An 18,208-nucleotide genomic window follows, 5' to 3' on the forward strand; every position below is an offset into this window, starting at 1 on the left:
GGTGTTCCGGCTTCCGGGTCAGGCGGCCGCGGGCTCTCCGTCGAGCCCGCGGAAGGTGTCGTCGTCGACGTCTCCGACCGCGGCGATCGAGAGCGGGCCCGCGGCGAGGCCGGCCGCGAGCTCCCGCACGTCGGCGGGGGTGACGAGCGCGAGCCGGCGCAGGCTCTCGTCGAGGTCGATGTACTCGCCGAGCGTGAGCTCGCTGCGCCCGAGCCGGCTCATGCGGGTGTCGGAGTCCTCGAGCGCGAGCGCGGACGCGCCGCCCAGCTGCCCGCGCGCGCGATCCAGCTCCTGATCGGTGATGCCGTCGGTGCCGACCCGACGCAGCTCGGCGAGCATGAGGTCGGCGACCTCCCCCGCCCGGCGGGGCGAGCATCCGGCGTAGAGCCCGACGAGGCCGGCGTCGCTGTAGCTGGAGGCGAACGAGTACACGGAGTAGGCCAGCCCGCGCTTCTCGCGGATCTCCTGGAACAGCCGCGACGACATCCCGCCGCCCAGCACCGAGTTGAGCGCGACGAGCGTCGAGCGGCGGTCGTCATGCGCATCCAGCCCGGGGACCCCCAGCATGAGGTTGGTCTGCTCGATCGGCCGCGGCACGAGCGCGCGTGCTCCGGTGTAGCCGACGACGGGGGGTGCGGGATGCCGGCGCGACACCGGCGCCGCTTCCGCCGTGAGATCCCACCCGGCCGCCGTGAGCGCCGCCTCGACCCCGGAGACGAGCTCGTCGTGGTCGACGGATCCGGCGACGGTGACCACGAGGTCCTGCGGTCGGTAGTTGGCCCGGTAGTGCGCCCAGACGGCCTCGCGCCCGACGGCCTTGATCGAGGCGGCGCTGCCCCCGATGGGCCGCCCGAGCGGGTGGTCGCCGAAGACGGCCTCGAACAGCCGCTCCCCCACGACATCCGACGGATCGTCGTCGGCCGCCGCGAGCTCCTCGAGGATGACCCCGCGTTCGCTCTCGAACTCCTCGGGGTCGAGAACCGACGAGGTGACCATGTCGGCCAGCACGGTCACGGCCATCGGCAGGTCGACGTCGCGCACCTTGGCGTAGTAACAGGTGTGCTCCTTCGCGGTCAGGGCGTTGTGCTCTCCGCCCACCTCGTCGAAGCTCACGGCGATGTCGAGGGCCGTGCGGGTCGGGGTGCCCTTGAACAGCAGATGCTCGAGGAAGTGGGTGGAGCCGTAGGTCGCCGGCTGCTCGTCGCGCGAGCCGACCGCGACCCAGAAGCCGACCGTCGCGCTCTGCGCGCCCGGCACGCTCTCGCTGAGGATCCGCACGCCGCTCGGGAGGATGGTGCGCCGCACCAGCGCCCCGCCGGATGACGTGATGGTGAGGTCCGCGACATCGAGAGGGAGCTGCACCGCGCCGTTCATCGCCCCGAGCCTACGTCACCCGCCCGAACGGCGACGCCGGGGTCCCCCGATTCGGGGTGGGGACAAACAGACAAGTCTGTCTGTCCCCATGCTATATTCTCCGCAGCGGGCACAACGAGCGGTTCCCCAAACCGCACGGCTCACTCGGTGGACCCCCCTGAACCACCTGAGCCCACGTGGTGAGATCTTCTCGTCCCCCGTCATACCGTGGCCGTCGTCCCCCCGCGGCGGCCACGGCCGACACTGCCGCCCGCACCCCCATCACACGAGGAGAGAACCGGATGACCATCGCGACGATCGAGATCCCGGTCCCGGCCGCCCTGCCTCCGCTCGCTCCCGCCAAGCAGCGCATCCTCGACACCGCCGATCGCCTGTTCTACGACGAGGGGATCCGGACGGTCGGGGTGGATCGGCTCATCGCCGACGCCCACGTCACGAAGGCGACCTTCTACAAGCACTTCGGCTCCAAGGAGCGCCTCGTCGTCGCCTACATCGAGCATCGCCACCGGGACATCGCCGAGCGCATCGCCGACTTCGCGCGCGACGCGGGTCCCACCGAGACGCTGCGCGCCCTCCGCGACGCGATCGTCGCGACCATTCATGAGCCGGGGTTCCGGGGCGACCCGTTCGCCAACGCCGCGGCGGAGTTCTCGGATCACCTGCATCCCGTGCGGCGCGCCATCGAGGAGCACCGCGACTGGTACCTCCAGGTGCTCGAGGACCTGCTGCGCCGCATGGGCGTCCCGCTCGCCGGCGACGTCGCCGACGACCTCATGCTCGCCCGCGACGGCGCGATGAGCGGCAGCTACGTCGGCGACCCGGTCGCCGTGACCGCGTCGCTGCGGCGCCAGTTCGCGCGCGTGCTGCCGGACGATCACTGATAGCACGCTGGGCGCCTTCCGTGCGGAGCCGCTCCCCCGCTACGGTGAGGTCGCCGCGGCGACGGGTCGCGGACTCCAGGAAGGACGCGTCTTGACCATCACGATTCCGGCCATCAACCTGCTGTTCCTCATCGCCCTCATCGGGGGTGTCGTCGCCATCATCGACGCCATCGTCCGCATCCGGGCCCGCTCCGCCGTGCTCGGCATCATCCAGCTCGTCGCGGCCGCCCTGTTCACGCTCTCGCTGTTCGTGGCGGGCGTGCCGTTCGGCCAGCCGATCCTCGCGGTCGTCACCATCGTGCTGCTGGTGCTGGGTCTCGCCTTCCGCGGATCGGCTCGCCGCGGCGGCGTCGCGCTCACGGTGATCGCGATCATCCTACTGCTCGCCTACCTGCTGCTGAGCGGCGGGATCCACATCGCCGGCATCAACTAGGCGAACGGCTCCGACGCCCGATCCAGCTCGGTGAGCTGGCGTCGACTCAACCGGACGGAGGCCGCCGCCGTGAGATCGATGACCTGATCCACGGCGGTGGCCGACACCACCGGGGCCACGACATCCGGCTTGCTGAGCAACCACGCGAGCGCGACGGTGGCGGGAGCGGCGTCGATCTCGGCGGCGACCTGGTCGACCGCGGCCAGCACCTGCATGCCCGTCCTGCCGAGCAGCCGCCCCAGGGCTCCGCGACGATCGCCCGGGGTCAGGTCGGCGCGGCTGCGGTACCGACCGGTGAGGAACTTGCCCGCGAGAGGGAGCCGCGGCACGAACCCGAGGCCCTGGGCCCGCACGATGCGCGCGAGGTCCTGCTCGTACTCCCGGCGCGACACGAGGCTGTAGGGCGCCTGGACGGCCGCCATCGGGGTGAAGCCGAGCTGGGCGCTGGCGATCCGGGCCTCGATCAGGCGCGTGCCCGGATGCTGCGCCGCCGCGAACTCCCGCACCGCCCCGCCGAGGATCAGCTCGTCGACCGCCAGCAGCGTCTCCTCGAACTCCACGTCCGGGTCGTCGACGTGCAGATAGAGCAGGTCGATGCGATCGGTGCGCAGCCGTCGCAGCGAGTCGTGCACGGCGGCGGTGATCGCACGTGCGCCGACCCCGGGATGCTCCGAGCTGCGCCCCACCTTCGTGGCGACCACGAGGCTGTCGCGATTGCGGCGCGCGTGCATCCAGTCGCCGAGGATCGACTCGCTGCGCCCGTCGGCGTAGGAGTCGGCGGTGTCGAGGAAGTCGCCGCCGGTGGCGCGGAAGGCGTCGAGCATGCGCCCGGCCTCGGCGGCATCCACGGTCCACCCGAATGCGTTCGTGCCCAGGGCGACGGGGAAGACCCGCAGGGCGCTGAGACCGACCGGTCGGGGCGGCACCGGCGTCGGATCGACGACCGTGGCGGTCTGCGCCGTGGTCGGAGCCGGCAGCGGCCCGGCGACGGTGGCGCGGTGCGCACTGTCGCTCATGATGCCTCCTGGATCGGAGGCTACGCGGAGCCCGGTCCGGTCACCGGCCGGCACGGGCAATAGTTATCGGGCTGATATCCGGCGCCGTCGACCTCGGCAATCCGAGAAGATGCCCAGAAGGCGCCGGGACCGTTCCGCGGGGTCTGGCGGCGGCGCGATCCATCGGCGTAGGTTCGCCCTAGCGACGCCGTCCACAGCGCACGGCGGAGCGACACCCGCCGTCCCTTCCGCAGAACCCGGACGGCCCGAGAAGGGGAACGGCCCCGCGAACGTGTCGCGGGGCCGCCCCTTCGTCCACCTCCCCCGAGCTGCCGGGGGATGGATCCCCTAGCTCTCGGCCGGCTCGAGCGATCCCTCGCTCGGCGCCGCGGAACCCTCGGCGGCAGCCGCCTCGGACTCCTCGGTCACGGGCGAGAGGGAGAGCTTGCCGCGGTCGTCGATCTTGGTGATCTCCACCTGGATCTTCTGGCCGACGCTCAGCACGTCCTCGACGTTCTCGACCCGCTTGCCGCCGGCCAGCTTGCGCACCTCGGAGATGTGCAGCAGGCCGTCCTTGCCCGGGGTCAGCGAGACGAACGCGCCGAACGTCGCGATCTTGACGACCGTGCCGAGGTAGCGCTCGCCCACCTCGGGCTGCAGCGGGTTGCCGATTGCGAGCACCTGGGCGCGCGCGGCCTCGGCTGAGGGGCCGTCGACGGCACCGATGTAGACGGTGCCGTCCTCCTCGATCGAGATGTCGGCTCCGGTCTCGTCCTGGATCGCGTTGATCGTCTTGCCCTTGGGGCCGATCAGCTCGCCGATCTTGTCGACCGGGATGTTGACGCTGATGACGCGCGGTGCTGTCGGGGCCATCTCGTCCGGTCCGTCGATCGCCTGGTTGATGACCGCGAGGATCGCGGTGCGCGCCTCCTTGGCCTGCTTCAGCGCGCTCGCCAGGACCGAGGCGGGGATGCCGTCGAGCTTGGTGTCGAGCTGGAGCGCGGTGACGAACTCCGACGTGCCGGCGACCTTGAAGTCCATGTCGCCCAGCGCGTCCTCGGCGCCCAGGATGTCGGTCAGCGCCGCGTACTGCGTCTGGCCGTCGACCTCGTCGGAGACGAGGCCCATCGCGATGCCCGCGACCGGGGCGCGCAGCGGCACGCCCGCGTTGAGCAGCGAGAGCGTCGAGGCGCACACCGAGCCCATCGAGGTGGAGCCGTTGGAGCTGAGCGCCTCGGACACCTGCCGGATGGCGTAGGGGAACTCCTCGCGGCTCGGCAGCACCGGCACGAGGGCGCGCTCGGCGAGGAAGCCGTGCCCGATCTCGCGACGCTTCGGCGAACCGACCCGGCCGGTCTCACCGGTCGAATACGGCGGGAAGTTGTAGTGGTGCAGGTAGCGCTTCTTGGTGATCGGGCTCAGCGAGTCGATCTGCTGCTCCAGCTTGAGCATGTTGAGCGTGGTGACACCCAGGATCTGGGTCTCGCCGCGCTGGAAGATCGCCGAGCCGTGGACGCGCGGGATGACCTGCACCTCGGCGTCGAGCGCCCGGATGTCGGTCAGACCGCGGCCGTCGATGCGCACGCCGTCCTTCAGGATGCGGCCCCGCACGATCTTCTTGGTCACGCCCTTGTAGGCGGCGCTCACCATGCCGAGGGTCTCCTCGCCGAGGCGGCCCTTGGCGATGAGGTCGGCGACGTGCTCCTTGACCTGCCCCTTGAGGACGTCGTCCTGGTGCTGGCGGTCGACCTTGTCGGCGATCTGGTAGATCTCCGCGAGCTGGTCGTGGGCGTAGGCGTTCACGGCCTCGAAGAGCGCCGGGGTGTAGTCGACGAAGAGCGGGTACTCCGCGATCTCCTTGGCCGACTGCGATGCGAGCAGCTCCTGCGCCTCCACCAGCTGGCGGATGAACGGCTTGGCCGCCTCGAGCCCTTCGGCCACGCGCTCCTCGTCGGGCTTGATCGCGCCGCCCTGGATGAGGTTCCAGCTGTGCTCGGTCGCCTCGGCCTCGACCATCATGATCGCGACGTCGGACGAGCCGTCGTCGTTGCGAACGACGCGGCCGGCCACCGTGAGGTCGAACACGGCCTCCTGCAACTGGCTGAACTTCGGGAAGACGACCCACTGGCCCCCGTCCTGAGTGGGGATGAGCGCCAGGCGTACGCCCGCGATCGGGCCGCTGAACGGCAGGCCCGAGATCTGGGTGGACGCGGACGCCGCATTGATCGCGAGCGCGTCGTAGAACTCGTCGGGCGCGACGCTCAGGACGGTGATGACGACCTGGACCTCGTTGCGGATGCCGTCGGCGAACGACGGGCGCAGCGGCCGGTCGATGAGGCGGCAGACGAGGATCGCCTCCGTCGAGGGGCGGCCCTCGCGACGGAAGAACGAGCCGGGGATCTTGCCGGCCGCGTACGACCGCTCCTCGACATCCACGGTCAGCGGGAAGAAGTCGAAACCCTCCCGCGCGTTCTTGCTGACGCTCGTGGCGCTGAGGAGCATCGTCTCCTCGTCGAGGTACGCGGCGACCGCGCCCTGCGCCTGCTGCGCGAGCCGTCCGGTCTCGAACCGGACGGTGCGCTTGCCGAACCTGCCGTTGTCCAGCACGGTTTCGGCGAACTTGATCTCGGGACCCTCCATGAAGGGAACACTCCAATTGCTCGGTGGAGCAGGAGCGGGCAGGAAGGGCCGTCCCCGCGCTCGTGCGCGGAGCACCGGGCTGTTCTGGCCAACAGTAGAAATGATCCGGGTCTTCAGACGATCCGGCGCATCACCACCGGTGACCAGCTTCATGCCGGCCTGCTCCGGGTGTGCGACCGTCGAGCGACGGTCGATTCATGGTATCCGATGAACGGCGCCGACATCGAGCCGGCACGGCCGGCATCCGGCACCTAGCCTGGATGGCATGGCTACTGTGGAGCTGACCGAGGACACCTTCGAGACGACCGTGCTGGGCGACGGCATCGTGCTCGTCGACTTCTGGGCGGACTGGTGCGGCCCGTGCAAGGCGTTCGCGCCGATCTACGACGGCGCCTCCGAGGACAACGCGGACATCGTGTTCGGCAAGGTCGACACCGAGGCGCAGCAGGGCCTCGCCGGCGCGATGGGCATCCAGGCGATCCCGACGCTCATGGTGTTCCGCGACGGCATCGGCGTGTTCGCGCAGGCCGGCGCTCTGCCGGGGCCCGCGCTCGACGAGGTCATCAAGCAGACCCGTGCGCTGGACATGGACGACATCCGCGCCCAGGTCGCCGCGCAGCAGGCGTCGCCGCAGCAGCCCGCCGACCCCGCGTAGCCCGTCCGGACGTCTATCGCGCGGATCGGCCGCGTCGCTACAGTGCACGCATGACCGAGCCCGCCGCCACGGCCCCCGCCGTCCCGCCGACGCCGGCGTACGCCCCTCCCCCTCCGGCGCCGCGACGCGCGCTGGGCGTCACCGGGTTCGTGCTGTCGCTGCTCGCGTTCCTGGGCGACTTCGTCGTCGCCATCGTGCTGCTGGCCACGTTCATCTCGGCGATCGGCAGCCTCGCCGGATTCGTGGAGGGCAAGGACACGGGCGGGTTCGGCGCCGCAGCCGCCGTGTTCGTCGCGGCGGTGCTCGCCGGCATCGCCGGAACGCTCCTCGCCGTCGTCGGGATCATCCTGGGGTGCATCGCCGCGGCGCGGAACCGCGGGCGGGTGCTCGGCGTCTTCGCTATCGTCCTGGGCGGCCTGGTCATCGTGACCCGGATCCTGCTCCTGGTCGGATCCGCGACGAGCGGCAGCGGCGGTTCGTGAGGCGCGGACCGGGACGCCGGCTCAGACGAGCTTGTCGCGCACCGCGCCCATGAGCAGCTGCACGCGGAGCCGGCCGCGCTTGCGCACGATCGCCACCGGGATCCGGGCGATCCCGAACGCGTCGTCGAGCCGGCGCAGGTTCTCGTCGACCACCGACTCCAGCCCGCGCGGCACCATGCCGACCGGACCGCTCACCCGGCGGCCGGTGAACAACCGCACGACGATGGGCGCGTCCACCTTCTCCTGCGCCTGCGTGCGCGGCGAGACGGCGGTCTCCATCTGATCGGCACCCTGCTCGAGCACCGCGATCAGCTCGTCCTGGCACGCGTCGCTGCCCGCGAGCGTCAGCCGGATGCGGCGGTTGCGCGCGAGCAGCCCGTACGTGTAGTCGTTCAGCTTGCCCTCACCGCGGTCGGTGCGATCCAGCGGCGCCTGCGGGTCGTACCCCGTGATGCTCATCAGAATCCCTCGGCGTTGCGCGGGGCGTAGTGCTCCTCCAGGCGGCGCAGCTCGTCTCCGGTCAGCTCGATGTCGACCGCGGCGATCGCATCGTCGAGCTGACCGGGCTTGGTCGCCCCGACGATCGGCGCCGTCACGGCCGACTGGTGCAGCACCCACGCATACGCGATCTGGGCCATCGGCACGCCGCGCTCGCCGGCGATCTCGCCCACCGTCTCCACGACGCGGCGGTCGCTCTCGATCTGCTGCTTGTAGTTGTTCGCGATGACCTTGTCGGTGCGGGAGCGCTCGGTGTCCTCGCCCCACGGCCGGGCCAGCCGGCCGCGCGCGATCGGGCTCCACGGGATGACGCCGACGCCCTGATCGCGGCAGTACGGGTGCATCTCCCGCTCCTCCTCGCGGTACAGCAGGCTGTACTGGTCCTGCATCGAGACGAAGCGGGTCCAGCCGTTCAGGTCGGCGACGTGCTGCGCCTGGGCGAACTGCCACGCCCACATCGACGAGGCGCCGATGTAGCGTGCCTTGCCGGCGCGGACGATGTCGTGGAGAGTCTCCATCGTCTCCTCGATGGGCACCTCCGGGTCCCAGCGATGGATCTGATAGAGGTCGACGTAGTCGGTGCCGAGCCGTCGGAGGCTGTCGTCGATCGCGGTGAGGATCGCCGCGCGGCTGAGCCCGCTCCCCTTCGGTCCGTCGAACATGTGCCCGTGCACCTTGGTCGCGATGACGTACTCGTCGCGCTTCGCGATCTCGCCCATGAGGATGCGGAGGAACTCCTCGCTCGACCCGAGCGAGTACACGTTGGCCGTGTCGAAGGTCGTGATGCCCGCCTCCCACGCCTGCCGGTAGAAGGGCCGGGACTCCTCGAGCCCGAGCGTCCACGCGTGGCCGCCGCGCGAGGCGTCGCCGTAGCTCATGCAGCCGAGGATGATGCGCGAGACCTGAAGTCCGCTGTCGCCGAGGCGGAGGTGATCCATGCCTCCGACTCTAGGGTGCCGGGCGGCTGCGTGATCTGCGCACCCGGCGCAGCAGCGCGGTCGCCGCGATCAGCACCCCGGCGATCCCCGCACCGAGGAGGGTGTCGACGACGCGCTCCCACGCCACCCCGACCGGATCGGCACCGCCCTGCTCGGCGAGGGTGAGCGCCAGTGGGGTGACGAACAGCAGCGCGAGCCCGTAGTTGCGGGTGACCAGCTCCTGCGCCACGAACTGCAGAACCGCGAGCACGCCCGCCAGGAGATAGCCGGCGGGCTGGGCGATCGCGAAGATCGCGAAGGCACCCGCGCCGAGGAGCGTGCCGAGCGCTCGGTGGATGCCGCGCACCGCCGACAGCCGCAGGTGCGGCTCCTTCTGCAGGATCGCCATCGCCGAGAGCACGACCCAGTACGCCCGGTGCTCGCCGAGCGGCAGCACGACGACGAGGGCCATGACGATCGCGATCAGGATGCGGGGCAGGATCGCCCGGTTCGGCTCGTCGAGCCGGAACGCCCGTCGGACCAGCTCGTCCGCCACGACGCGATCCCGCGCCCGGACGCCCGGCACGATCAGGGGCGCGACGACCGCGAGATACCCGGCGAGACAGCCGCAGGCGACGAGCCCGACGATCAGCGGAGGCGGCAACCCCGGGCCGCCGGCCGAGGCGGGCGCTGCGACCCGACCGGCGGTGCCCGCCACGAGCGCGAAGAAGATGCCGCCCGGCGGTCCGACGCTGCGCAGGGCGAGGACGATGCTCGACAGGATCGACGCGACGCCGACGAGCGCGAGCACGGCCAGCGGCTGCGCGGCGACGAGGGCGCCGACCGCCGCTGTCGCCAGCAGGCCGGCGCCGATGAGCGGCAACGCCCAGGCCCGCTCCCGGCGGCTTCGCGCCGTCAGGTAGATGGAGAGCAGGGAGCCCGACGAGGCGACCGGGCCCCAGGCCGGATGCCCGAGCGCCGTGAACGCCGCCACCGGGGCCGCCATGGCGATCGCCGCGGTCAGCGCGATCGGCCAGCGCACGGGACTGTCGCGCAGGGCCAGGAGGTCGCGGGTGCGATCGCGAAGACGCATCCCTGTCAGGATCCGCCCCGATCGGGCCGGCGCGCCAGCCGCCCGGCTATTCCTCGGCGAGGACGATGATCCTGTCGCCGGCGGCGAAGGAGACGCGCGCCGCCTTGGGCGGATTCACGCGCACGCCGTACGCGGCATCTGCGTCGTGCGACTCGGCCGCGATCCGGTATCCGATCGCGGTCTCGTTCACGCGTCGGGCGGCGGCGGCGATCGTGTAGAAGTCGACCTCGGCGCCGGGGGCGATGTACAGCTCCGCCGGGCGGATGTAGACCTCGCTGCCCGCACTGTCGAACAGCACCCGGAACACGTCCGAGAGCCGCTCGTTCTCACTGATCTGCGACAGCATGAGGCTCACGAGCTTCTCGCTCACGATGAAGTCGTCGGCCTTCGTGACCTCCGCGAGTTCGCGGTTGCGGTCGTCGAGCATCTCGCTCACGATGTTCAGCTCGGCGCCGGTCTCGTCGGCGATCTCGCGCAGGTGCAGGAGCGTCACGAGCGTCCGCGCGTCGGCGCGCTGGGCGGGCAGCGTGTCGCGCGCCGCCAGCACGATCACGTGATGATGGGGCCCGATCACGAGGTCGTCGAGCACGCCGCGCTGGGTCGGATCGGCGCGCGTGAAGGTCACGGACATCCCGGGATAGTCGGGCAGCTCCGGCTCGAGCGCGTCCGCCACGATCGTGACCGTCGAGCCGGCCGCGACGTACGAGTGCAGTTCGTCGAGCATGACCCGAAGCCCCGAGTTGATGCCGAGGATGATGGTGTGCTCGGGCTGCGGCTCGTACGGAGTCGGCGATGCGATCGCCGACTCGTCGGCGGGCACCGGATCGCCGCCGAGCCGGATGGTGCTGTCGTCCTCCGCGATGACGACGAGCTGGTGGCCGGCGACGTACACGGTGTCGGGCGCCGGGTTGATGAGCACGGCATCCGGCGTGACGATCCCGATGACCGTGCAGTCGGAGAAGGCGATCTGGGCGTCGAAGTACGTGCGCCCGTGGAGGCTCGGCTGATCCGTGAAGTAGATCTCGTCGCCCTCGAAGTCGAGCAGCTCCGTGTAGACGACGCTCAGCCCACTCTGCCGGCAGCTCTGCACGGTGACGCGACTGATGAGGTCGAGTGCCAGCACCCAGTGCGCCTCGTCGCGGCCGACGAGTCGGCCGGCCTCGAGGTTCGCGCCGTGCGCGAGCTCGCCGACGATGTGGTAGCGCCCGGCCTTGCGGTTCTTGTTGTTGGTGAGCGCGAGGGTCGTCTTGATGACGGTCGCATCGGGATCGTCGTCGCCGTCCGCGCCGAGCACGATGATCGAACGGGCGGCATCCGGATTGCCGAGCTCGAGATCGCGCAGGTTCATCGGATCGCCGGTGCGGCAGACGATGCGGGTCCTGCCCGTCGGGCCGACCTCGGTGCGGATGGCGTCCTCCATCTCGACCTTGTCCATGTCGGCGAGGATGACGATCGCGCTGCGACCGCGCGATTCGTTGGCGATCGAGATCTCGTGGATGAGCGCGAAGACCTTATGGCTCCAGCCCAGGATGAGCGTGTGGTCGGTCTCGAGCACGCGCGAGCGACCCTTGCGCAGCTCGTCGACCTTCGCGTCGAACGCGCCGGAGATGATGCTGATCAGGCTCGCGACGATCACGATGCCGGCGATCGTGATGACGAGCATGAGGCCGCGGTAGCCCCAGCCGTTGTCGCCGGCCAGGGTGCCGGAGTCGATCGCGCGCATGAGCGTCGCCCAGAGCAGGTCGAGGAACCCGTGCGGCTGACCCTCCGGTCGCGCACCGGAACCCAGCGCGAACGTGATGAGGGTGACGAGCACCACGAGGACGGCGGTGACGATCGCGAGCAGCGCGATGAGCGCGCCGGTGCCGCGCGACATCCAGCCGTCGAACCAATAGCGGAATCGCTCGCCGAGGCCGGGCTTGTTCTGGGTCATGGCGGGGCTCGGTTGTCGCTCGCCGGAAAGGGGCGCTCGAACCCTACCGGCGCGCGGACGTCAGACCGCAGCCCCCAGCTCTGGTGTCAGGCGCGACGCGAGCGGCGTCGCGAGAGCGCGAGCAGCACGGCGCCGCCGGCCAGCGCGAACGCCCCGAGTGCCGGAATCGCCGTGCTCACGCCCATGCCGGTCGCTGCGAGCTCGGGCTTCGGAGGCAGTGCCGCGAACCGGAGGATCACGAGACCATCGGCCCCGTCCTGCCCCTCCTCGTCGACGACGCTGCCACCGGAACCGGGATCGGTCGTGCCCGCGGGACCGGCATCGACGCTGCCACCGTTGCCGTATACGGTCGACTCGAATGAGCCCGCCGGGAAGAGCGTGGATGCGCCGATGCCGCTGAGGCCGGCGATCGTCAGCCCCGCGCCGTACGCGCAGTCCGCCTGGGTGTTGGTCGCCGCGGTCTTCGCGCCGCCACCGAGAGAGAGGTTCGGGTTGGCGTGGCAGAGGCCCGACGCCAGGCCGGACCCGCTGAAGCCCTGCGTCGAGCCCGGATTGGTGTCATCGTTGCCACCGAGGCCGCCGTTCGCCGTCGAGGTCGCTACCTGCGTCGCCTCGCCGTTACCGCCCACCCCGAAGGTCGAACCGGATCCTGCGGTCCCCACGTGGATCGACACCGTCGATCCGGCGACACTGTCGACGTACTGGACGTCTCCGCCACCGCCGGCGTATTCGACGTTGGCAGGGACGTCATCGTCCGAGGTCGCGTGCCCACCGCCGCCACCCGCACCGACCAGCACCGCCGAGAGCTTGCTGACACCGGAGGGGACCGTGAACGTGTGGTCGCCCGCCGTGGTGAAGCGCACCTCGCAGACGTTGTCCGCGACGAGCGTCGCTGCCGGCGCCGTGGTCGGGCAGGTGCCGGCGAACCCGAGAGCGGGGGAAGCCGCGCCCGCCACCGCGAGCGCACCTCCCGCGCCGAGGCCCAGGACACCGAGGGTCGCGAATCCGCGGGTGAGTCGAGTCGTCATTGATGGCTCCAGCCGGGCGGGAAAGATTCCGCGCCAGAGTAGCAGTCGTCAGAACTCGATGGTGCGATCCAGCCGGCTCTGCACGTCGGCCGCGATCTGCGCGCGCCGGAGCTTGCCGTTCTCGGTACGCGGCAACGAAGCCACGCGGTGGCAGATGCGCGGCGTGGCGTCACCGAGCTCGCGGCGCAGGGCGGCGACGAGTCGCTGCGAATCGACCCCGTCGTCCGTGACGACGGACAAGCCGACGGCGGCGACGCCGCGGGCATCGGATACCGCGAACGCGGCAGCGTCACGCACACCGGGCTGCCGCAGCGCCGCCTGCTCCACCCGCTCCGGATCGACCTTGAGCCCGGCCGCATTGATCAGCTCGGATCGCCGCGCGCCGAGGATGAGCCGCCCGTCGACGAGGCGGCCCAGGTCGCCCGGCACGAACCAGCCGTCCTGGAACGCAGCGTCGTCGTCGGCCCCGCCGCGGAACGACGCCTGCGCCTGCAGGGGACGTCGGATGCGCACGAGACCGGTCTCGCCATCGGGCACCGGACGCCCGTCGTCGTCGAGCACCTCGACGGTGGCGTAGTCGAGGACCGTTCCGACGTCACCGGGCTCCCGCGCCGGGCCGCGGCGCAGCGTGACCGCCCCCACCTCGGTCGCGCCGTAGATCACCTCGACCACGACGCCGAGCTCGCGCTCGAGGCGCTGCGCGAGCGCGCCCGGCAGCGGGCTGCCCACGGATTGCGCCGTCTCCAGCGCGGGCAGGGTCGCCTGCCGGCGACGAACGGTCGTGAGCAGCTCCGAGAGCTGCGCGGGCGACCCGTGCACGACGTGCGCACGCACGTCGGCCAGCACCCGCAGGTTCTGGTCGGCCGAACCCGGCACCAGATACGCGATCCCGTCGTCGACGGCCGCGAAGAAGGTCGCCGATCCGCTGATCGTCCCCAGCCCGAGAGTCGTGAGCGCCGGATGCCGCAGCAGCCAGTTCTCCCGCGAGCGCACCACGCGCTCCCGGATCTCGTCGCTCGTGAACGGGATCGCCTTGGGCGCGCCCGTCGTGCCGCTCGAGAACACCAGGCGCACGAGATCGTCGCCCGTCCGAAGAACCGGCTCGAAGGCGGCGGGGTCGAGCTCGGCGGTGCCGGTGAGCCAGCGGTCGTCGACGAGCAGCTGACGCTCGACGGGCAGATCGGCGGCCGGCACGGGCGTCACCAGGATGTCGAGCACGCGCCCGCGCTCCAGTCCGGGAACGGGCGCGACTGCTCCGATCGCGCCGAGCCCCCAGAGCGCGAGGGCGAGCACCGGCTGCAGCAGCGGCGGGAGCGCCACCCCCACCACCGTGCCCGGTCCGACGCCCTGCTCCCGCAGTCGCAGCGCGATCCGAGCGACCGAGTCCCAGGCCTCCTCCGCGGTGAGACGTGCGTCGGCGGCGATCAGCGCCGCGCCGTCCGGGTCCGCGGCGGCGCGGGACCGGAGCGAGCCGACGGGGTCGAGGGGGATCACGCCCCGATTCTGCCGCGTGTCAGAGGTGCGCGGCGAGGAACGCCGTCGCCTTCTGCCACGCGTCGGCCGCATCGGCGGCGTTGAAGGCGTGCGGGTTGGTGTCGTTGAAGAACGCGTGGCCGGCATCCGGGTACACCGTCGCCGTGAAGTCCTTGCCGGCATCCGCGAACGCCGACCGCACCCCGGGCAGCGCTGCGATCAGCCGCTCGTCCTGCTGGCCGTAGAAGGCATGCACGGGGCAGCCGACCTTCGCGATGTCGCCGGCGGCCGGGGCGGTGCCGTAGAACGGCACGGCCGCCCTCACCCGCGGGTCGGCCGCAGCCAGCGCGAACGCGTAGGTGCCGCCGAAGCAGAACCCGAGCACGGCGATCCGGCCGTCGACGCCCGGCTCTGCCTCGAGCGCGTCGACGAGCTTCGTCAGCTTGGCGACGGCGCCTGCGGCGAACGCCGAGTCCTGCATGCCGGAGAACAGCTCGCGCAACTGCGGCTGCACCGCGGTGCGGCGCGCCTCATCCGGGTCGTTGCGCGCCTCCATCAGCTCCTGCCCATTGGCCGAGCCGAGAACGTCGCCCAGCAGCTCCGGTGCGAGCACGAGATAGCCCTCGCCGGCGAACCGATCGGCCACCGCCCGGATGTGGGGCACCAGGCCCCAGATCTCCTCGATGAGGATCAGACCGCCCGTGAGCGGTCCGACGGCCTCGGCGCGGTACACGTCCACGCCCCCGATGTCGACCATGCGTCCCATGGGGCGCACGCTACCGCACGTCGTTGACGAGTCACCCGACCGTGGTCGGGCACGACCGCGCGGCGGTCAGGCCTGGCTGATCCGCACGTGGTTGCCCGACGGGTCGCGGAAGGCGCAGTCGCGCGGACCCCACGGCTGGTCGGACGGCTCCTGCATGACCTCGGCGCCGGTCTGGCGCACCTTCTCGAAGGTCGAGTCGAGATCGTCGGTGCGGAAGATGATCGGGCCGAGGAGGGTGCCCTTCGCGAGCAGCTCCCCGACGAGGTCGCCGTCCGCCTTCGAGCGGCCCGCGTGCGGATCGCTCAGCACCAGGGCGACGTCGGGCTGTTCGGGGCTCCCGAGCGTGAGCCAGCGGTGCTCGCCGGCGGGGACGTCGTTCAGCACCTCGAGGCCGAGACCGTCCCGGTAGAAGGGAAGGGCCGCGTCGACGTCGTGGACGGTGATGTTGATGTACTGGACTGCGATGCTCATGCCGCCACGCTAGGTGCGCGACGTGGCGGCGGCTTCTTCGATCCTGCTCGACTGCCCCCTCGACGCGTCGCGCAGTTCGGCCCGCACATACGGCGGCCGACCCAGGATGCGGGCGAAGCACTCCGGCATCGCCTCGATCGCGGCGTGCTCGCGCGCGCGGTACGCGCTCGGGGTCTCGCCCACGATCTCGCTGAACTTCGAGCTGAACGAGCCGAGGGATGTCGCCCCGACCGCCATGCAGGCGTCGGTCACGCTCATCCCGCCCCGCAGCAGTGCCATCGCGCGCTCGATGCGTCGTGTCATGAGATAGCCGTACGGCGTCTCGCCGTAGGCCGCCCGGAACTGCCGGGAGAAGTGGGCGGGCGACATGAACGCGGTCGCGGCCATGGCGGCGACGTCGAGTGGACGGGCGTACTCGCGGTCCATGAGGTCGCGGGCGCGGCGCAGCGCGGTCAGCTGCGCGAGCCGCTCGGGGGTCACGACCCGAGGGTAGCCGCCTCCTGGGGCGTCTCCCGCTGCGCCGCCCCCTGCCCCGGCGGCTCCGCCTCCTCGGCCAGCTCGACCGCCGCGGTCTCCTCGGCCGCGCTCTGGCGACGCCCGCGCAGCGCGTAGCCGGCCACGAACGCCACGAGTCCGACCAGGGTCGCGACCGCGCCGAACACCGGGATGAGCGCCGTGTCGCCCGCCGACAGCGAGGCCGCCCCGGCCAGCGGCGCGATCGCGATCCCGAGGTAGAGCGCCGTGCTGAACCACGAGATCGCGACGGACGCCGTGCGCGAGTCCACCGCGAGCAGGCGGTGCTGCACGGGGATCACCGACCCGAACGCCGAGAGCCCCCACACGACGAACGCGATCACGAGGCCCACGAAGCTGTGCCCGACCAGGGCCACGGCGGCCAGCGCGAGGGTCTCGACGACCATGAACGCGATGCCGATGCGACGGCTGCCGAAGCGGTCGGTGAGCGGTCCGCTGATCGTGTTGCCGACGATCCCGAACACGCCGTAGACGAGCAGCAGCGCGGCGAGCGCCGTCCCGGTGTAACCGGTGACCGCCGAGCTGAAGATGTAGAGCAGGTTGAAGCCGGCGGCGATGAACAGGGTCGTCAGAAGCGGCAGCAGGATGCGGCCGTCACGGAGCACGGCGAAACGCCGGGCGAGCGAGATCGGCGCGCCGAGCGGCACGCGACGCACGCCGAAGGCGAGCAGCGGCATGGTGAGCGCGGCGAGAGCCGCGACGATGAGCATCGCGGCGCGCCAGCCGATCACGGCGGACAGCGCGGTGCCGAGTGGAGCGCCGACCGCGCTGGCGAGGGTGAATCCGATGCCGACGACGGCGATCGCCTGCCCGCGGCGCTCGGGCGACGTGATGGCCGCTGCCGCCGCGGTGGCGGTCGGCACGAGCGCCGCTCCGCCGACAGCGGCGACGACCCGGCCGATCGCGAAGATCGCGTAGTCGGGCGCGATGCCGGCGATGACGACGCCGACGAGGAAGGCGGCGAGCCCCGCGACCATGAGGGTGGTGCGCGAGAGATGCGCGAGAGTGACGGCGGCCGCGGGAGCGAGCACCGCCACGACGAGGGCGTACGCGGTGATCGTGAAGCCGATGTCGGTGGTGCGCACCTGCAGGTCGTGGGCGATCTGCGGCAGGACGCCCGCGATGACGAAGCTGTTGGTGCCCATCAGGAACAAGGCGAAGGCGAGGATCGCCCATCGCATCATGAGCCCCGAGCGGGAGTAGGATTGTTCGACGTTCGTCATACTGTCAACCTAGCGCGATAGTTCGATGTTCGTCAAACTATTTTACCCAGGAGGGCCGACATGGGCGACGACGCCCCTCACCTGCCGCCGGATCCGCCGGCCGCCGAGGACATGCAGCTCACCGACGTGCTGCAGGCGATGGCCGACCCGAACAGGCTGCAGATGCTGACCGTGCTCGGGGACGATCAGTGGCATTCCTGCGGATTGGACAACTGGGGTCTCGACCTGCAGAAGTCGACGGTGTCGCATCATCTCCGGACCCTGCGCGAGGCGGGCCTCGTCGAGTACCGCCTCCGCGGCCGCAACAAGGACGCGCGACTGCGTCGCGACATCGTCGAGTCGCGGTTCCCCGGACTGCTCGACGGGGTGCTGAACAGCGCCTAGCGAGGCGTCGCCGCGAGGTGCTTCGCGAGATCGCCCAGCACCTCGAACGGCACCTCCTTGCGGTACGCGAACTGCAGCACGTCGCCGTCGCGGTACTCCCCCAGCTCCCGCTCGAGCGCCGACGGCAGGCCCGCGGTGTCGTGGATGTCGAAGCGCTTCTTGGAGGCCGTCCACTGGATGGCCGGGCGGCCCTCGACCATGACGGTCGGCATCCCGTTCACCATCGTCTCCACGCCGTTCGGCACGGCCTGGCGGATCGTCTCGCGCAGCCGGAGCAGCAGCACCCTGACCTCGGGAGGAAATCCTCCGATGTACTGCTCGACGGTGCTCGCTGCGGCCATGCTCCGAGGGTATCGCGCGCAGCGTCAGCACCGGCGCGCGCTGAGGCCGCCTTCATCGAGCTGACGCGAATGCCCGGTGTGCGGAGC

Annotated in this window: 19 protein-coding genes; 5 read left to right on the forward strand and 14 right to left on the reverse strand. The window is 71.3% G+C overall.

From position 1 onward, the window contains the following. Nucleotides 1-18: 18 nt before the first annotated feature. A complete protein-coding gene (locus ABD285_RS12495) occupies nucleotides 19-1,374 on the reverse strand; it encodes a M16 family metallopeptidase (protein WP_344202834.1) in 1,356 nt (451 codons plus the stop codon). A gap of 281 nt (nucleotides 1,375-1,655) precedes the next feature. On the opposite strand from ABD285_RS12495, the gene ABD285_RS12500 reads away from it, so the two are divergent. Together ABD285_RS12500 and ABD285_RS12505 are read left to right on the forward strand one after the other, a co-directional pair. Then, nucleotides 1,656-2,255 (forward strand): TetR/AcrR family transcriptional regulator, encoded by a 600-nt coding sequence (locus ABD285_RS12500; protein WP_284255268.1) that lies wholly within the window; start codon nucleotides 1,656-1,658, stop codon nucleotides 2,253-2,255. A 91-nt stretch (nucleotides 2,256-2,346) separates the two neighbouring features. Next, nucleotides 2,347-2,688 carry a hypothetical protein gene (locus tag ABD285_RS12505; RefSeq protein WP_284255266.1) on the forward strand — a complete coding sequence of 114 codons (342 nt, stop codon included), beginning with the start codon at nucleotides 2,347-2,349 and terminating at the stop codon, nucleotides 2,686-2,688. Here the strand turns inward: ABD285_RS12505 and ABD285_RS12510 are convergent. Continuing rightward, the gene (locus ABD285_RS12510; RefSeq protein WP_284255265.1) at nucleotides 2,685-3,704 is read right to left on the reverse strand and encodes an aldo/keto reductase; all 1,020 of its coding nucleotides are present in this window, start codon (nucleotides 3,702-3,704) and stop codon (nucleotides 2,685-2,687) included. The genes ABD285_RS12505 and ABD285_RS12510 overlap by 4 nt on opposite strands. Nucleotides 3,705-4,031: 327 nt before the next feature. Next, the gene (locus ABD285_RS12515) at nucleotides 4,032-6,323 is read right to left on the reverse strand and encodes a polyribonucleotide nucleotidyltransferase (protein ID WP_284255751.1); all 2,292 of its coding nucleotides are present in this window, start codon (nucleotides 6,321-6,323) and stop codon (nucleotides 4,032-4,034) included. Between the two features lie 265 nt (nucleotides 6,324-6,588). Here ABD285_RS12515 and ABD285_RS12520 point away from each other — a divergent pair, with 265 nt between their 5' ends. Together ABD285_RS12520 and ABD285_RS12525 are read left to right on the forward strand one after the other, a co-directional pair. Further along, the gene (locus tag ABD285_RS12520; RefSeq protein ID WP_284255264.1) at nucleotides 6,589-6,978 is read left to right on the forward strand and encodes a thioredoxin family protein; all 390 of its coding nucleotides are present in this window, start codon (nucleotides 6,589-6,591) and stop codon (nucleotides 6,976-6,978) included. A 50-nt stretch (nucleotides 6,979-7,028) separates the two neighbouring features. After that, nucleotides 7,029-7,460: a hypothetical protein gene (locus tag ABD285_RS12525; protein WP_344202838.1), complete on the forward strand. Its 432-nt coding sequence runs from the start codon at nucleotides 7,029-7,031 to the stop codon at nucleotides 7,458-7,460. Between the two features lie 21 nt (nucleotides 7,461-7,481). On the opposite strand, the gene ABD285_RS12530 is transcribed toward ABD285_RS12525, so the two are convergent. From ABD285_RS12530 to ABD285_RS12575, 10 genes are all read right to left on the reverse strand, one after another. Beyond that, entirely contained in the window at nucleotides 7,482-7,919 is a 438-nt protein-coding gene (locus ABD285_RS12530; RefSeq protein ID WP_284255262.1) for a hypothetical protein, read from the reverse strand. Next, nucleotides 7,919-8,896 (reverse strand): aldo/keto reductase, encoded by a 978-nt coding sequence (locus ABD285_RS12535; protein WP_284255260.1) that lies wholly within the window; start codon nucleotides 8,894-8,896, stop codon nucleotides 7,919-7,921. Before ABD285_RS12535 ends, ABD285_RS12530 begins: the two co-directional genes overlap by 1 nt. A gap of 10 nt (nucleotides 8,897-8,906) precedes the next feature. Next, a complete protein-coding gene (locus ABD285_RS12540; protein ID WP_284255259.1) occupies nucleotides 8,907-9,968 on the reverse strand; it encodes an FUSC family protein in 1,062 nt (353 codons plus the stop codon). Between the two features lie 46 nt (nucleotides 9,969-10,014). Further along, the gene (locus ABD285_RS12545) at nucleotides 10,015-11,901 is read right to left on the reverse strand and encodes a CASTOR/POLLUX-related putative ion channel (RefSeq protein WP_284255258.1); all 1,887 of its coding nucleotides are present in this window, start codon (nucleotides 11,899-11,901) and stop codon (nucleotides 10,015-10,017) included. A gap of 86 nt (nucleotides 11,902-11,987) precedes the next feature. Next, complete coding sequence (locus tag ABD285_RS12550) at nucleotides 11,988-12,929, reverse strand: glycine-rich domain-containing protein (protein ID WP_344202841.1); 942 nt, start codon at nucleotides 12,927-12,929, stop codon at nucleotides 11,988-11,990. A gap of 48 nt (nucleotides 12,930-12,977) precedes the next feature. After that, nucleotides 12,978-14,423 (reverse strand): class I adenylate-forming enzyme family protein, encoded by a 1,446-nt coding sequence (locus ABD285_RS12555; protein ID WP_284255256.1) that lies wholly within the window; start codon nucleotides 14,421-14,423, stop codon nucleotides 12,978-12,980. Nucleotides 14,424-14,442: 19 nt separating this feature from the next. Next, the gene (locus ABD285_RS12560) at nucleotides 14,443-15,168 is read right to left on the reverse strand and encodes a dienelactone hydrolase family protein (RefSeq protein WP_284255255.1); all 726 of its coding nucleotides are present in this window, start codon (nucleotides 15,166-15,168) and stop codon (nucleotides 14,443-14,445) included. 66 nt (nucleotides 15,169-15,234) lie between these two features. Further along, on the reverse strand, nucleotides 15,235-15,639 hold the full coding sequence (locus ABD285_RS12565) for a VOC family protein (protein WP_284255253.1): 405 nt from the start codon (nucleotides 15,637-15,639) through the stop codon (nucleotides 15,235-15,237). Between the two features lie 9 nt (nucleotides 15,640-15,648). Continuing rightward, nucleotides 15,649-16,065 carry a helix-turn-helix transcriptional regulator gene (locus tag ABD285_RS12570; protein WP_425565065.1) on the reverse strand — a complete coding sequence of 139 codons (417 nt, stop codon included), beginning with the start codon at nucleotides 16,063-16,065 and terminating at the stop codon, nucleotides 15,649-15,651. A gap of 50 nt (nucleotides 16,066-16,115) precedes the next feature. Continuing rightward, nucleotides 16,116-17,396: an MFS transporter gene (locus ABD285_RS12575; protein ID WP_344202843.1), complete on the reverse strand. Its 1,281-nt coding sequence runs from the start codon at nucleotides 17,394-17,396 to the stop codon at nucleotides 16,116-16,118. Nucleotides 17,397-17,456: 60 nt separating this feature from the next. Here ABD285_RS12575 and ABD285_RS12580 point away from each other — a divergent pair, with 60 nt between their 5' ends. After that, nucleotides 17,457-17,780 carry an ArsR/SmtB family transcription factor gene (locus ABD285_RS12580; RefSeq protein ID WP_284255250.1) on the forward strand — a complete coding sequence of 108 codons (324 nt, stop codon included), beginning with the start codon at nucleotides 17,457-17,459 and terminating at the stop codon, nucleotides 17,778-17,780. On the opposite strand, the gene ABD285_RS12585 is transcribed toward ABD285_RS12580, so the two are convergent. After that, nucleotides 17,777-18,121: an iron chaperone gene (locus ABD285_RS12585; RefSeq protein WP_344202846.1), complete on the reverse strand. Its 345-nt coding sequence runs from the start codon at nucleotides 18,119-18,121 to the stop codon at nucleotides 17,777-17,779. The two genes, ABD285_RS12580 and ABD285_RS12585, sit on opposite strands and share 4 nt — an antisense overlap. Between the last annotated feature and the right edge of the window lie 87 nt (nucleotides 18,122-18,208).

Source organism: Pseudolysinimonas kribbensis (genome assembly GCF_039531715.1).
Taxonomy (GTDB): domain Bacteria; phylum Actinomycetota; class Actinomycetes; order Actinomycetales; family Microbacteriaceae; genus Pseudolysinimonas; species Pseudolysinimonas kribbensis.